This window comes from Fictibacillus enclensis (assembly GCF_001457035.1).
GTDB classification, from domain to species: Bacteria; Bacillota; Bacilli; order Bacillales; family Fictibacillaceae; genus Fictibacillus_C; species Fictibacillus_C enclensis.
On the sequence record NZ_KQ758617.1, the window covers coordinates 1,021,847 to 1,038,025 of the forward strand.

Here is a 16,179-nt window from a genome sequence, read left to right on the forward strand (position 1 = left end):
TATACTAATTATGCTAAAAATTCTTTAAAAAAGAAATATTCGTTTTGTTGGCGTTTCCGCAAAAGGAATTTTGGTTGGTTTTGTCGAAATAGCTTATTTAGGCAGCGAAGGGAGGATATATAGTGAAAAAAATACTAATTGCAAACAGGGGAGAAATAACGGCCAGGATTGTACGCACCTGTCAAGAGATGGGGATAGAATCCATAGTGGTATATTCGGATGCTGACAAAGATTTGCCTTATGTACAGCAGGCCACACGCTCCTATCATCTTGGGGAGCCTCCGGTTGTAAAATCCTATTTGAATCAGGACAAAATCATTGAAATTGCCCAAAAGGAAAATGTGGACGCTATCCATCCGGGCTACGGCTTCCTCTCTGAAAATGGAACATTTGTTAAACAAATAGAAGAGCTCGGAATCACGTTTATCGGTCCGTCATGGCAAGTAGTAGAAGCTATGGGAGATAAGGTAGAGGCAAGACGAACGATGGAAAAAGCGGGGGTTCCGGTAGTGCCGGGAACGATCGATCCAATTAATGATGCAGAAGAAGCACTGACCATTGCCAGTCAAATAGGCTACCCAGTGATGCTGAAGGCAAGCGCAGGTGGCGGCGGAATCGGAATGGTAAAGTGTGACAATGAAGAAACATTAAAAAAACAATTTGTATCCAGCCAGCAAAGGGCCAAGATGTATTTTGGCAATGACCGCATGTTTATTGAAAAATACATCAGTCCGGCACGGCATATTGAAGTTCAGGTGTTTGGTGATCAACAGGGCAATGTCATCCATTTGTTCGAGAGAGATTGTTCCATTCAAAGGCGTCATCAAAAAGTTATTGAAGAATCGCCATCCCCGTATTTAACAGAGGAATTGCGCGTGAAGATGGGAAGAGCCGCAGTAAGGGCAGCCCAGTCGGTATCTTACACCAATGCCGGGACTGTCGAATTCATTGTCGACGAGAACGCAAATTTCTTTTTTCTGGAGATGAATACCCGGCTGCAGGTGGAGCATCCGGTTACCGAAATGACAACAGGCCTTGACCTGGTGAGGTGGCAGATCGAAGTCGCTGAAGGAAAACCACTGGCACTCCTGCAGAATGAAGTGCAGCAGCAAGGCCACAGTATCGAATTCCGTCTGTATGCTGAAGATCCGGCAAAGTTCCTGCCATCACCAGGAAAGATTAAGGATCTGCGCCTTCCGGAAGGAGAAGGAATCCGGATCGACGCTGGATATGAAAAAGGAAATACGGTTTCACCTTTCTACGATCCAATGATTGCGAAAATTATTGTAAGCGATTCCAACAGGGCCGATTGTCTCAAAAAAGCCTCTGAATTCTTTGATTCATTTTATTTGGAAGGAATCAAAACCAACGCCCCGCTGTTCAAAAAAATACTGGAAGATACCGATTTTCAACAAGGAAACTATACAACGGGTTTTTTAATGGAAAAGCCCAAGCTGATTGAACAAAACCAATAAGAGTGGAGTGTTTGAACATGAAACAGGTAACAGCATCTATGGCAGGAACAGTATGGAATATCGCGGTTTCAGAGGGGGATCAAGTCACTGCCGGGCAAAGTGTGGTTGTTCTTGAATCCATGAAAATGGAAATTCCTATTGAAGCGGAAGCAGCAGGTACGGTAGAAGAAATAAAAGTAGCCGTTGGGGATTTCGTAAATGAAGGAGATGTGCTGGTCACTCTGGCCTGATGGGTTGGATATGAACTGAACGAGCGCTCACTCTTTAATGCAAACGGAGGGATACCATGGATTCTACAAAAACAGATGTGTCGTACGAAACACTAGTCAGCAAGATTAAGGAAGGCGGGGCACAAAAGTATCACGCCAAAAATGATTCTCAAAATAAACTATTTGCCAGAGAGCGCCTTTCGCTATTATTTGATGAAGGGGAATTTTATGAGGAAGATGGATTGTTCGCCAATAATCAGGCTGGCGATCTTCCGGCAGACGGAGTCATTACGGTAACAGGAAAAATAAACGGTCAGACCGTTTGTGCCATGGCTAACGATTCGACTGTCAAAGCGGGGTCATGGGGAGCGCGGACAGTTGAAAAAATTATCCGCATTCAGGAAACGGCACAGCGCCTGAAGGTTCCAATGCTCTATTTGGTCGACTCGGCCGGTGCACGGATTACAGACCAAATTGATATGTTTCCCAACCGCCGGGGGGCAGGAAGAATATTTTACAACCAGGTGAAAATGTCCGGCATGGTTCCGCAGGTCTGCCTGTTATTTGGACCTTCAGCAGCAGGAGGGGCTTATATCCCTGCGTTTTGTGACGTGGTCATCATGGTGGATCAAAATGCTTCCATGTATCTTGGATCACCGAGAATGGCGGAAAAAGTCATTGGTGAAAAAGTGACGCTGGAAGAAATGGGCGGAGCAAGAATGCATTGTACAGTAAGCGGGTGCGGAGATATTCTCGCAGCGGATGAAAAGGAAGCCATCGCTCATGCAAGAACCTATTTATCGTATTTTCCAGCCAATTATAAGCACAAGCCGGAAATTACGGAGGAAAAACCACCTGCGCCCGGAAGGGAAATTGGCGAGATCGTACCCAAAAACCAGAACGTTCCTTTTGATATGTACGAGTTTATCAACAGGGTAGCGGATGAAGGCAGCTTTTTTGAAATCAAGAAACTTTTTGCGGCCGAACTTGTCACCGGCTTTGCAAGGATCAAAGGTCGGCCGGTAGGATTGATCGCCAACCAGCCGAAAGTAAAAGGCGGCGTGCTGTTTGTTGACTCTGCTGATAAAGCAGCTAAATTTATCACGCTATGCGACGCGTTTAACATTCCGGTCCTCTTTCTCGCGGATGTACCAGGCTTCATGATTGGTACAAAAGTGGAGCGTGCAGGAATTATCCGCCACGGAGCGAAGCTTATTGCCGCGATGAGTGATGTGACTGTGCCTAAAATTTCCGTTATTGTGCGGAAGGCCTATGGAGCAGGCCTTTATGCGATGGCCGGCCCGGCGTTTGAACCGGACTGCTGTATTGCCCTGCCTACTGCACAGATTGCTGTAATGGGACCGGAGGCAGCTGTTAATGCCGTATACTCCAACAAGATCAATGAAATTGAAGATCCAAAAGAACGCGTGATGTATGTTCAGCAAAAGCAGCAGGAGTACAAAGAACATATTGACGTTTATAAGCTCGCATCCGAGCTGATCATCGATGATATTGTTGAGCCGTCTCATTTAAGAGAAACGCTTTATCAACGACTTGTTTTCTTTGGTTCAAAAGAAATGGTATTCAGCGAAAGAAAGCATCCTGTTTACCCTGTATAACATAAAGGTTGCCCCGCTGCTGGTAAGCAGCGGGGCTTTTTATCGTTGATGGCGGGAATATCCCTTTGAAAGATTTAGCACACTAACTGAAATCTTTCTTTGTGATAAGATGAAGAATAATACAAAAAGACAGGGGACGAACAAAATGAAGGTTGCGGTCATAGGAGGGGGAGCTATTGGACTTCTTTTTGCGTCCTTTTTCAGTCAAGAGGGATTGGACGTAACAGTATGTACAAGAACAAAAGATCAAGCAGATCTTCTAAATAAAGACGGGATTAGCGTAAAAACGGGAACAGAGGAAGAGGAGAATTACAAAATTTGTGCAGTTGTTCTGCCCGAGTACGATGAACTCCCGGATTATGCGGTTGTTTGTGTGAAGCAGAATGGATTGGAAACTGTTATTTGTGATTTGCGCCAAAGGCAGGTATTTCAGAGAAGCACCCTGGTTTTTATCCAGAACGGAATGAGTCATCTTGAAAAGCTGCAAACCTTGCCACAGGATAACATCATCGCAGCTGTAGTGGAGCACGGGGTGAGCAAAATGAGTGAAAGCAAGGTAAACCATACCGGATGGGGGAAAGTGAGGGCATCTTCCTTCAGAGGAAGCATCGAGTTGCTGTTTTGGGAAAGAATGAAAAAGTATGGCTTCGAAGTGGCACTGGCAGAGCAATTGTCTGGAATCATGCAGGAAAAGCTGGTCGTAAACAGTGTGATTAACCCGATCACTGCCTTGTTCGGCGTAAAGAATGGCGAAGTGTTGACCAACCCTCATTTAACAATACTGGCAGAAAGGCTTTTTGATGAAGCCTACATCTGTCTAGGAAGAACCGATCGGCAGTCTCTCTGGTCGTATGTTCTGAAAATCTGCACAAAAACAGGAGAAAACCGGTCATCCATGCTCAGGGACATAGATAATGGACGTGAGACAGAGATAGACGCAATCAGCGGTTACCTGATGTCGCAGGGCAAAAAGCAAGGTTTTGATCTCCCGTATACGTCATTTGTTTATTACGGGATAAAAGCACTTGAGCAGAAGAACAAAGAGTAATCGGGTGATTGCTGCCCCTTCTTTTGCATACAGTGACAGTAAGAAAATAACGTGTGCTGAAAACGCGAGCATTTCATTTTGGTGGAGATACTGTAGTTTGCTATACTCTATAAGCAGTTGCATACATAGAGAAAGGACGTACTTTTATGAGGATCGATGAATTCCCTCTGCAAGATAAAAATCAAATAGCATCAACTTATTCAGCTGCTGCCCCTACAGTTGAGCACCTCTATGACTATCCTCGGTTTTCCCAGGATATCATGGAACAAAGAATGCGGGATCTCAGCAGCCGTGAGTTTGAGCGTGAAAAATTGGCGAATTATCTTTCTGATTATAATTTTCAATTTTCCTGCTCAAAACAAACTCTGCGCAATATTGATAAACTGAAAGATCCTAAAACAGTAGCGGTTATCGGCGGGCAGCAGGCCGGCTTATTGACCGGGCCTCTTCTTACTGTTCATAAGTGCATCAGTATCATCCAGTTTGCCAGATTGCAGGAACGTCAGCTCGGAGTTCCTGTTGTCCCTGTGTTCTGGATTGCGGGGGAAGATCATGATTATGATGAAATTAACCATGTGAATGTCCTGAAAAATGGGCATCCGGAAAAAATTTCATTGCCTCCTCTAAATTCGTTGAAAACGTCTGCCACATTAATGGAATGGGACAGCGGGAAAGCGGCCGAGTGGGCAGAAACGGTGTTTAGGGAATTCGGAGAGACGGCTGAAACCAAAACGCTTCTTTCAAAGGTAAAAGAAACCTTTGCCTCTTCAAAAACTGTCGTTCATTCCTTTGCTCAATTAATTTCAGAACTGTTTGGGGAGTTCGGCTTGATTGTGGTGGATTCCGGTGAACCTCATTTCAAGCGGCTTCAAACTGGCATGCTGGAAAAAATGGTGTCCCGGAACAAGGACCTTGATCAGGCATTTGTAAAAGGGATGGAAAAACTCGCAGAACAAGGGCTGCCAGCACCGGTGGAGCTTCAGGAAAATAATGCCCATCTGTTTATTTATCATAATCAGGAGAGGCAGCTGTTGTTCCGGAACGAAAACGGAGATTTTCACACGAAAAGCAATGAAGTTTCGTATAGTGCCCAGGAGCTTTTGTCCTGTACGAAAGATAAGCCAGAACTGTTCAGCAACAATGTGGTTACACGTCCCGTCATGCAGGAAAGCTTGTTTCCAACCTTGGCTTTCATAGCCGGTTCTGGTGAAATTGCCTATTGGTCGGCGCTGAAAGAAGTATTTCATCTTTTTGGCTTTAAAATGCCTCCGCTCGTTCCAAGGCTGTCCATTACACTTATAACCGAGAAAAACGAGAAACAGATGCAAGAAACGGGTTTAACGCCAAGAAAAGTTCTTCAGCAAGGAACAGATTCCAGTAAACAGGAGTGGTACGAAACCCACAAGCCGTATGAAACGGAAAAGATGTATGCGGAGACGATTGCCGAAATGGAAAGGGCGCATGAACGCATGAGATCATTGGCAACTGAGATCAGCCCTTCCCTTCAAAAGGTGTCGGAAGTCAATTTGAACCGCATTAAAAAAGAAATCGCGTATTTACACACCAAGATGGACCATGCGGTTCGAAAGCAATTTGTGGAGCCTCTCTCGGTTTTTGATCAGCTTCAAAATGACCTTGCTCCATCCGGTGTGCTTCAGGAAAGAGTTTGGAATGCCTTCCTTTATATCAACCAGTATGGGAGCGGCTGGATCGGACGGCTCGCAAACGAAAACCTGGCGTTTAACGGCATGCATAAGCTGGTGTACCTGCCATAGTTTGGCAGTTCAAAATGAAACATAATTATCCTGTAAAAAAATCCTGCTGCGACAGCAGGATTCTTTTTTTTGTCGGCGAATAATTTGGTAGTGGTGGAAAGTGGGGCGTTGTGGTAGAGTTAGGGGAGAAAGTGGGGGATGTCCTATGTTCATGGGTGAATATCAACATAACATCGATGAAAAAGGACGCATGATCATCCCTGCTAAGTTCCGTGAGAACCTGGGCTCAACCTTTATTCTTACACGAGGTATGGATCAGTGTATCTTCGGCTACCCCCTGGAAGAATGGCAGGTTATTGAAGAAAAGCTGAAAAGTCTGCCCTTTACCAAAAAAGATGCACGAGCTTTCACCCGCTTCTTCTTTTCCGGTGCAGCAGAATGCCAGTTGGACAAACAGGGGAGAGTAAATGTAGCTCCACAGCTCAGAGAATACGCCAAACTAGAAAAAGATTGCGTAGTGATAGGTGTATCGAATAGAATTGAGATTTGGAGCAAACCAATTTGGGAGAACTATTTTGCAGCTTCCGAGGAATCTTTTGGTGAAATTGCCGAGAGCCTTATGGATTTTGACCTGTAACAGTTCCCAAGCTCTCTGACTACATACAAGGAAGGATAACAACATGTTTGACCATATAACTGTACTGAAAGAAGAAGCCGTTGACGCATTGAATGTGAAACCAGACGGAGTTTATGTTGATTGCACTCTTGGAGGAGCAGGACACAGCGCATTAATACTCTCAAAACTGACATCAGGCCACTTGTTTGCTTTCGACCAGGATGACACGGCCATTGACCATGCAAAAGCTGCACTTCAAGAATATGAAGGAAACTTCACCATCATCAAAAGCAATTTCCGCTACATTAAAGAAGAACTGAAGGAACGTGGAGTTACAAAAGTGGATGGAATTTTGTTTGATCTTGGCGTCTCTTCTCCTCAATTGGATGAAGCAGACAGGGGGTTCAGCTATCAGTATGATGCGCCGCTAGATATGAGAATGGATCAAAGCGCAGCCTTATCAGCTCATGAAGTCGTAAATGAATGGCCGTATGAAAAGCTTGTTAAGATTATTTTTCAATATGGCGAAGAGAAGTTCGCAAAGCAAATCGCAAGGAAAATTGAGGCTGCCCGCAAAAGTCATGTGATAGAGTCGACCGGTGAGCTGGTTGAATTGATTAAAGATGCAATACCTGCACCGGCCAGAAGGACTGGAGGACATCCGGCAAAGCGAACCTTTCAAGCCATACGGATAGCGGTAAATGATGAATTGAAGGCATTCGAAGAAGCACTTGAAAATTCTGTTGAACTGCTGTCGGTGGGAGGCAGGCTCAGTGTCATCACCTTCCATTCACTCGAAGACAGAGCCTGCAAAACGATTATCAAAAAACACAGCACAGGCCCAGCATTACCGCCGGGGCTACCCATCATACCGGAGGAATACCAACCGGTGTTAAAGAACATCACGAGAAAGCCGATACTACCACGTGAAGAAGAAATTGATGTCAACAGACGTTCACGTTCGGCCAAACTGCGAATCGCAGAAAAACAAAAATAAAGGAGAGTTATGGGTGAGTAATTTAGCGTATCAAACACAGAGACAACAACAAGAACCGAAACAAACTTACGTGCAACAGCCTCAGGCACAGCCGAGAGTCAGAACCTCACGTGTAACAAAAGGGGAAAAAATTCTATGGAGTTTTGCCTCCCTATTATTGATTGCCGGTGCGATCCTTATGGTTTCCAACTATGCCTCCATCTACAAAGTGAACGCCAGCATTCAATCGGTTGAACGTTCAATTTCTTACGAAAACAAAGTGGTGGACGACCTAAAGCTCCAGGTTACTGAACTCAGTGCACCAAACCGCATTCTAAAAATCGCTAAAGAAAAGCTGGGGATGACTCTTAACGATAAAAACGTAAAAGTGCTGGAAAACTAAGCGGGATTCAGGTGTTGAAAATGGAGAAAAAATTCAAATTCAATTGGGGAGCAGGGGCGATATTAGCTGTTTTTATCCTGCTCTTTTTTGTATTGATGGGAAGGTTTTTCTATATTGCCTATACAAAGAATATAGAGAATGTCGATTTGGTCGCCTATGCAGAAAAAAAGTGGACACGGTATCAGACACTGGATGCAAACCGCGGGACAATCTACGACCACCGCGGACAGCCGCTAGCTGAGGACATTCCTTCTTATACGCTCTATGCCGTTTTGGATAAAAAGTTTCAGCATATTAAAGATCCCGAAAAAACGGCGGAGCAGTTAGCTCCCATTCTGGATCGGGAACCGGATGAAATTGAAGAAACACTTTCCAAACCGAAACGGTTTGAAGTACAGGTACCAGGAGGAAGACAGTTAAGCCACAGCAAAAAGGAGAAAATCGACAAACTGAAAATTGACGGCCTTGAGTTCAAAGAAGAAACCAAGAGATATTACCCGAATCAAACGTTTGCTCCCTTTGTCCTCGGTTATACCAATGAAACCGGTCAGAATGAGATCACAGGGGCATTGGGGCTCGAAAAGACGCTTGATAAATACTTAAAAGAAACCAATGGAAGCCTGTCGTTTAAAAGCGATACAAAAGGTGTGAAGCTTCCAGATCCGAAAGAAAAAGTGAAAAAGCCTAAAAATGGATCAAATGTATACCTGACGCTGGATGAAAAAATACAGCTTGTCCTGGAACAGGCCATGACGAAGGCTGATAAGAAATACAACCCAGAGAAGATCATCGGCATCGTGGCAGATCCAAAAACTGGGAAGATTCTTGCCATGAGCAACAGGCCTGCATTTAATCCGAACAAGCGGGATATTAAAGATTTTACAAACCGTGCCATTTCGGATCCATATGAACCCGGTTCCACAATGAAAATCTTTACACTGGCCGCAGCGATTGAAGAGGGCGTTTACAACGGTAACGAAACCTACAAATCCGGGCAATATAAAATTCCTCACAACCGCCCGATCAGTGACCATAATAAGGTGGGCTGGGGAACCATAACCTTCAATGAAGGGGTCCAAAACTCTTCCAATGTTCTGTTCTCCAAACTTGCAAGGGAGAAGCTGGGCTATGACCGGCTGTTGAACTATTTGAAAAAGTTCGGACTCGACAAGCCGACAGGAATTGATTTGCCGAACGAAAAATCCGGAAGAATTCTATATAATTATGAAATTGAAAAGTTGACAACCGCCTTTGGACAAGGTACCACGGTTACGCCGATCCAACAGATCCAGGCGGCCACTGCGATTGCCAACGGAGGCAAGATGATGAAGCCGTTTGTAATCGACAAGGTGGTAGATCCGGCAACCAAAAAAGTCCTGCTGCAGCATAAACCGGAAGTTGTTGGAAATCCTATTTCGGCAGAAACAGCAAAAGAAGAAAGAGATATCCTGGAAACGGTTGTAACAAAAGGGACCGGAAAGCCCTACCAAATTAAGGGATATTCCATCGCCGGAAAAACGGGAACCGCACAGGTGGTAGATAAAGAGACGGGTCAATATGCACATGGTTGGGGACAAAACATATTCTCCTTCATGGGGATGGCCCCGAAAGATGATCCTAAATTGCTTGTTTATGTGGCGGTGGATCGGCCTCATCTTAAGCCGACGGAGCTGGGTTCTTACCCTGTTGCCGATATTTTTACGACCGTTATGAAAAACAGTCTGCAATATATGAACATTGAGCCGAAAGAAGAAAAGAAAGAGAAAAAAACGGTATCTGACAGCTCTGTCAAAATAAATGATTATACGAATAAAGCGGCATCCGCTGCTGAAAGTGAACTGAAGAGCTCAGGGATGAAACCTGTGACGCTGGGAAGTGGTTCAGAAGTGGTTTCCCAACAGCCTGCCGCAGGGGAGCGCCTGCTTCCTGGAGAGAGGGTTATTTTGCGCACGGATGGTAATGTGCAAATGCCGGATCTTACGGGCTGGTCACTCTCCGACGTTTTGAAATTTTCCAAGATGATGGATCTGGATGCATCGGTTAAAGGAACAGGCTACGCCGTTAGCCAAAGCCTGAAAAAGGGTTCAATCGTCAAAGAGAAGGATTATCTCACCGTTGATTTTCAAAAACCGGAAATGCCGTCTGTCAATTTGAGTGACGAAGAGGAAAGCGGAACATCTCAATAGCAACGATGAAGGACTGATCAGGACTTGTCCTTCGTTCTAATCGCCTATGTACAAGCATATATTGGAACGAGCCATGTGGAGGAGGTAATCATGTGCGTGTTTCAAATGTGACGGTGCGTAGGCGATTAATTTTGGTGTTAACTTTCGGTCTTTGTATCTTTTTTATCATCGGTGTCCGCCTGGGATATGTGCAATTTGTGATTGGTGACTGGCTTACGGGAAAAGCCTTGGACTCATGGAGCCGGAACATCCCGTTTGAACCGCAGCGGGGTGAAATTTTGGACAGGAATGATGTACCACTGGCGACCAATGTCAGTGCCCCCACCGTTTTTGTCATCCCCAAACAGATTTCGGAGCCTGTGGAAACATCAAAAAAACTTGCTGCTGTGCTGGATATTTCCCAGCTTGATGTATATAAAAAAATAACAAAAAAGTCTTCCATCATCCGCATGGATCAGGGTGGGAGAAAAATCAGCAATGAAAAGGCAAACCAAGTGAGGGAGCTTAACCTCTCCGGCGTCTTTATTGCAGAAGACAGCAAAAGACATTATCCTTTTGGCAGCTATCTGTCCCATGTTCTCGGATTTGCCGGGATCGACAACCAGGGGCTTATGGGGCTTGAAGCCTATTATGACAAAGAACTAAAAGGCACAAAGGGGCATGTCTCGTTTTTCTCTGATGCAAGGGGACGCCGAATGCCTTCGCTTTCCGATGATTATGAACGCCCGAAAGATGGATACAACCTTAAATTGACCATTGATTCCAAGGTACAAACGATCATTGAACGGGAGCTGGACATTGCACAGGCAAAATATAATCCAGACGGCGCTGTAGCGATTGCGATGAACCCGAATACAGGGGAAATTCTGGGCATGACGAGCCGGCCGGATTTTAATCCTGAAGAATACCGGAAAGTATCGCCGGAGGTTTATAACCGGAATTTGCCGGTTTGGGCGAACTATGAGCCAGGATCTACGTTTAAAATTATAACTTTGGCAGCGGCCATTGAAGAAAATAAGGTCGACCTTGAAAAGGATCACTTTCATGATCCCGGTTCCATTGAAGTGGGAGGCAGAAAGCTGCGCTGCTGGAAAAGAGGAGGACACGGCAGCCAGTCATTTTTAGAAGGTGTACAGAATTCATGCAACCCCGGCTTCGTCATTCTCGGTCAGCGGCTGGGCAAGGAAAAACTGTTTTCCTATATCAAAAATTTTGGCTTCGGCCAGAAAACGGGCATCGATCTTCAGGGAGAAGGAACAGGAATTTTGTTTAATTTAAAAAATGTTGGACCCCTTGAACTCGCGACCACAGCTTTTGGCCAGGGGGTGTCGGTGACACCGATTCAACAGGTCACTGCGGTATCTGCAGCCATAAATGGCGGCTTTCTGTATGAACCCTATATTGCCAAAGAACTCGTCGACCCGGCAACAGGGAAAACCGTGATGAAGCAAACGCCTAAACTGAAGAGGAGGGTTATCTCGGAAAAAACATCTGAAGAAGTCCGCCATGCACTGGAGACAGTAGTTGCCCAAGGAACTGGTGGCAATGCCTTTGTCGATGGCTACAGGGTTGGAGGCAAAACAGGAACAGCACAGAAAGCCAAAGACGGGAAATATCTTCAAAACAATCATATTGTATCGTTTATCGGTATGGCGCCGGCGGATGACCCACAGCTGGTTGTGTATGTAGCGGTCGATAACCCGAAAGACACCATACAGTTCGGTGGAACAGTGGCTGCTCCAATTGTAGGGAAAATCATCGATGACAGCCTGCGCGCCATGGGGGTTGAAAAAAGAAAGAATCAGATCGAAAAGAAAAAATCCTGGCTGGATCAGGAGCTGATCAAGGTTCCAAACCTGGTTGGAAAAACAGCCAAAGAAATAAAGGGTTCATTGTATGATTTGAAAATCCAGAGTTCGGGTAGCGGAAAGTATGTTGTTAAACAGGCACCTGCTCCTGGCGTAAAATTGAAACCCGGATCGGTTATTCGCCTGTTTATGGGTGACAAACCGGGTTCGGAGGATTAAAATAGATAAGAATGCAAAATAGCCGGGCGCAAGCCATGGCTTCTTTTTCTGATGAGAACACTTTTAGAAAGGTCTTGATAACGTGGAACTTAAAACACTAGTAAATCATTTAATAAACTATAAAACAGATGATGAAATGAACGTGGAAATTACATCGATTGAAATGGATTCAAGAACAGCAGGGCCAGGAAGTCTGTTTGTATGCATTGAGGGCTACACCGTAGATGGGCATAACTATGCCAGGCAGGCGGTTGAAAACGGTGCTTCAGCGATTCTTGCTGAAAAACCGCTTGAGGAAATTGATTCTGTGCCCGTCGTTATCGTTAATGATACCAAAAGGTCTCTGGCGGTTCTGGCCAATGTCTTCTATGATCATCCCACTACGAAACTTCATTTGATCGGCGTGACGGGCACAAATGGGAAAACAACAACCTCCCATCTGATTGAGCAGATATTTGCAGATGCGGGCAAAAGAACAGGAATGATCGGTACCATCGACATGAAAATAAACGGTGTGAGCCATAAAGTCTCCAATACCACACCCGAATCTCTTTTTCTGCAAAAGGCATTCAAAGAAATGAATGACCAGAAAGTGGAAGCCGCCGTTATGGAAGTTTCATCCCATGCTCTTGATATGGGCCGTGTGCGGGGCTGTGATTACGATATTGCGGTATTTACCAATTTAACACAGGATCACCTGGACTATCACAAGGATATGGAAACCTACTTGAGGGCAAAAGGCCTTCTGTTCGCACAGCTTGGCAATACATACGCCGGGAAGAAGGAAAAAATCGCGATTCTAAACCGAGATGACAAAGCATCCAAAGAATTTGAGAAAATGACAGCCGCTCAAATTTTAACCTACGGTATTGAACAAAAAAGTGATATTATGGCGAAGGATATTAAGGTGACCGGAAAAGGCACGACCTTTACGCTGGTTACACCTTTTGAAGAAAAACAGGTCTCACTGAAGCTTGTTGGGAAATTTTCAGTATACAATGTTCTGGCTGCTGTTTCGGCCACGCTTTTATCCGGAATTCCGATTGACTCCATCATCAGAACCATGGAAAATGTTAAGGGAGTACCGGGGCGGTTTGAAACGGTGGATGAAGGCCAATGTTTCACGGTTATTGTGGATTATGCCCATACACCCGACAGCCTGGAGAATGCTCTCGTTACCGTGAAGGAGTTTGCGGTCGGAAAAGTGATTTCAGTAGTAGGCTGCGGCGGAGACCGTGACCGCACTAAACGGCCGCTGATGGCAAAGATTGCGGCGGAGTATTCCGACATCGCCATCTTTACTTCAGATAATCCACGGACAGAAGATCCAGAAGCCATATTGCAGGATATGCAAGCCGGAGTGGAAGACAGAGAATATAAAGTCATAATGGACCGCAGAGATGCGATCAACTATGCAGTTAACCTGGCAGAAGAAAATGATATTATCTTAATTGCCGGAAAAGGACATGAAACCTACCAGATCATCGGAAAAGATGTGCTGGATTTTGATGACAGGAAAGTAGCTGCAGAAGCGATTGGAGCGAAATAGTAATGAAACTCGATTTAAAAGAATTGATAGGGATAGCTGCGTCCACACGCGGAAATATTGAGAGTACAGTGATTCAGGAAGTAACCAAGGATTCAAGGGTGAACTCCCCTCAGTCGCTGTACATTCCGATTGCAGGAGAGAAATTTGATGGGCATAACTTCTTATTACAGGCGATTGAGCAGGGAGCGGTAGCCTCACTTTGGCAGGAAGGTACGCCGATTCCCCAAGAGCTGGACCCAGCGTTTCCTCTTCTCATTGTGAAGGACACCATTGAAGCGCTTCAGCAGGCGGCCAGGGTATTTTTGAAAAAGGTCAAACCAGTTGTGATTGGTGTAACAGGCTCCAATGGGAAAACAACAACAAAAGATCTGCTTGAAGCGGTAGTTTCCACCTCCTTTAAGACACACAAAACCAAAGGCAATTATAACAATCATATTGGTCTGCCACTTACGATTTTATCCATGGACAATGATACGCAAGTGATCATTCTTGAAATGGGAATGAGCAACTTCGGAGAAATATCACTGCTCAGCAAGCTGTCACAGCCCGACTTGGCGATTGTGACCAACATCGGTGAGTCGCATATTGAATATTTGGGGAGCAGGGAAGGTATCGCAAAAGCGAAACTCGAGATTAAAGATGGTTTGAAAGAAGGCGGCCTTTTAATCGTAGATGGAGATGAGCCTTTGCTTTCCCATCTTTCCTCACCGAACGTTCTCAAATGCGGATATGATGAAGACTGCACGGTGAAAATTGTGAATCAGGAAGGCGACGAAGATGGATTCACGTTTGGCCTTGAGGGAGAATCAACGATCTATTCCTTGCCGCTTTTAGGTACACATAATGTGAAGAATGCTGCCTATGCCATTGCGGTCGGTCACTATTTGAATATCGAAGACAGCGCGATTAATGAAGGACTGAAAAATATTACCCTGACGAACATGCGTCTGGAAAAATATCGCGGGCAGCACGGAGCACTTTTAATCAATGATGCTTACAATGCGAGCCCGACCAGTATGATAGCTGCGATCCAGGCTGTTAAAGACTTGCAAAATTACAAGAAAAAAGTATTGGTGCTTGGGGACATGTATGAGCTTGGCCCTTCCGAGGAAGAGATGCACCGGAAAGTCGCTGCCCATATTGACGAAACCATTTCAGAGGTCATAACGGTAGGGGAAAAAGGCAAATGGATTGGCGAAGAGATTAAGAAAAAAAATATTCCTGGCCAGAATGTTTCTGTTTTCCTTACCAAAGAAGAAGCAGCCGGGGCCATTTCCTCTCTTTTATCAGAAGACACGGTTGTTTTGTTTAAAGCATCACGCGGTATGGCGCTTGAATCCATTGTGAAACCATTTATTGATGATGTCCAGGAGGCAGGAAAATGATTGAACAAGTATTATTATTTACACTTCTTGCTTCTTTTCTCATTGCTGTATTAAGCTCGCCATTTTTTATTCCTTTCTTGCGAAAATTGAAATTCGGGCAAAGCATTCGTGAAGAGGGGCCGAAATCGCATCAAAAAAAGTCAGGTACGCCAACAATGGGCGGCATTATTATCATTGTCGCGCTCGCGCTTGCCACTTATATCATGACATGGAAGTTCTTCGGATTGAAAACAGAAACATACCTCCTTCTGCTGGTGACCATCGGGTATGGCATTGTCGGTTTTCTTGATGATTTTATTAAAGTGGCCAAGAAAAGAAATCTGGGGCTTACTTCCAAGCAAAAGCTGGTGGGCCAGCTGGTTATTGCAGCCATCTTCTACATTGGCTTGATCAAAACCGGCTTTTCAACTGAAATTAATGTACCGGGAACCGATTTTTCTTTTGATGTCGGCTGGTTTTATCCTGTTCTCGTTGTCGTTATGCTGATTGGGGCTAGCAACGCTGTCAATTTGACCGACGGACTTGACGGGCTTCTTTCCGGTACAGCTGCAATTGCCTTTGGCGCTTTTGCAGTGCTTGCATCAAACCTTCATCATTATGAAACTGCTCTGTTTTCTGTGGCAGTGGTTGGTGGCGTTTTGGGCTTCCTTGTATTTAATGCACATCCTGCAAAAGTATTTATGGGAGACACCGGGTCGCTCGCGCTTGGCGGAGCGATTAGTGCCATCGCCATTATTTTAAAGCTGGAGCTGCTCTTAGTGATTATCGGCGGGGTATTTGTCATTGAAACCTTGTCGGTTATGCTTCAGGTTGCGTCATTTAAGACGAGAGGAAAACGAATCTTTAAAATGAGTCCTCTTCACCACCATTATGAACTTAGCGGCTGGTCGGAGTGGAGAATTGTAGTAACGTTCTGGAGCGTTGGTCTGCTGTTTGCAGCCCTTGGAATCTATTTAGAGGTGTGGGTATAA

At 45.0% G+C, this 16,179-nt stretch carries 13 protein-coding genes; all 13 read left to right on the forward strand.

All coding sequences use genetic code 11. The annotated features are described in order from the left end of the window. The first annotated feature begins 122 nt into the window (after positions 1–122). The 13 genes from AS030_RS05445 to mraY all read left to right on the forward strand — a co-directional run bounded on the left by AS030_RS05445 (position 123) and on the right by mraY (position 16,179). Positions 123–1,475: an acetyl-CoA carboxylase biotin carboxylase subunit gene (locus AS030_RS05445; protein WP_061969237.1), complete on the forward strand. Its 1,353-nt coding sequence runs from the start codon at positions 123–125 to the stop codon at positions 1,473–1,475. A gap of 17 nt (positions 1,476–1,492) precedes the next feature. Beyond that, complete coding sequence (locus tag AS030_RS05450; RefSeq protein ID WP_061969239.1) at positions 1,493–1,705, forward strand: acetyl-CoA carboxylase biotin carboxyl carrier protein subunit; 213 nt, start codon at positions 1,493–1,495, stop codon at positions 1,703–1,705. 56 nt (positions 1,706–1,761) lie between these two features. Beyond that, entirely contained in the window at positions 1,762–3,303 is a 1,542-nt protein-coding gene (locus tag AS030_RS05455; protein WP_061969241.1) for an acyl-CoA carboxylase subunit beta, read from the forward strand. Positions 3,304–3,448: 145 nt separating this feature from the next. Next, complete coding sequence (locus AS030_RS05460; protein ID WP_061969243.1) at positions 3,449–4,351, forward strand: ketopantoate reductase family protein; 903 nt, start codon at positions 3,449–3,451, stop codon at positions 4,349–4,351. Positions 4,352–4,497: 146 nt separating this feature from the next. Continuing rightward, positions 4,498–6,126 carry a bacillithiol biosynthesis cysteine-adding enzyme BshC gene (gene bshC, locus AS030_RS05465; RefSeq protein ID WP_061969245.1) on the forward strand — a complete coding sequence of 543 codons (1,629 nt, stop codon included), beginning with the start codon at positions 4,498–4,500 and terminating at the stop codon, positions 6,124–6,126. Positions 6,127–6,271: 145 nt separating this feature from the next. Next, a complete protein-coding gene (gene mraZ, locus AS030_RS05470) occupies positions 6,272–6,703 on the forward strand; it encodes a division/cell wall cluster transcriptional repressor MraZ (protein ID WP_061969247.1) in 432 nt (143 codons plus the stop codon). A 43-nt stretch (positions 6,704–6,746) separates the two neighbouring features. Further along, complete coding sequence (rsmH, locus tag AS030_RS05475) at positions 6,747–7,679, forward strand: 16S rRNA (cytosine(1402)-N(4))-methyltransferase RsmH (RefSeq protein ID WP_061969249.1); 933 nt, start codon at positions 6,747–6,749, stop codon at positions 7,677–7,679. A gap of 13 nt (positions 7,680–7,692) precedes the next feature. After that, the gene (gene ftsL, locus AS030_RS05480; RefSeq protein ID WP_061969251.1) at positions 7,693–8,061 is read left to right on the forward strand and encodes a cell division protein FtsL; all 369 of its coding nucleotides are present in this window, start codon (positions 7,693–7,695) and stop codon (positions 8,059–8,061) included. Between the two features lie 20 nt (positions 8,062–8,081). Then, positions 8,082–10,247: a penicillin-binding protein gene (locus AS030_RS05485; protein WP_061969253.1), complete on the forward strand. Its 2,166-nt coding sequence runs from the start codon at positions 8,082–8,084 to the stop codon at positions 10,245–10,247. A gap of 92 nt (positions 10,248–10,339) precedes the next feature. After that, positions 10,340–12,274, forward strand: a complete 1,935-nt coding sequence (locus tag AS030_RS05490) for a stage V sporulation protein D (RefSeq protein ID WP_061969254.1) — start codon at positions 10,340–10,342, stop codon at positions 12,272–12,274. A gap of 82 nt (positions 12,275–12,356) precedes the next feature. After that, positions 12,357–13,823 (forward strand): UDP-N-acetylmuramoyl-L-alanyl-D-glutamate--2,6-diaminopimelate ligase, encoded by a 1,467-nt coding sequence (locus AS030_RS05495; RefSeq protein ID WP_061969256.1) that lies wholly within the window; start codon positions 12,357–12,359, stop codon positions 13,821–13,823. A gap of 2 nt (positions 13,824–13,825) precedes the next feature. Next, positions 13,826–15,208: a UDP-N-acetylmuramoyl-tripeptide--D-alanyl-D-alanine ligase gene (locus AS030_RS05500; protein ID WP_061969258.1), complete on the forward strand. Its 1,383-nt coding sequence runs from the start codon at positions 13,826–13,828 to the stop codon at positions 15,206–15,208. After that, on the forward strand, positions 15,205–16,179 hold the full coding sequence (gene mraY, locus AS030_RS05505) for a phospho-N-acetylmuramoyl-pentapeptide-transferase (RefSeq protein WP_061969260.1): 975 nt from the start codon (positions 15,205–15,207) through the stop codon (positions 16,177–16,179). The genes AS030_RS05500 and mraY overlap by 4 nt, the downstream gene beginning before the upstream one ends.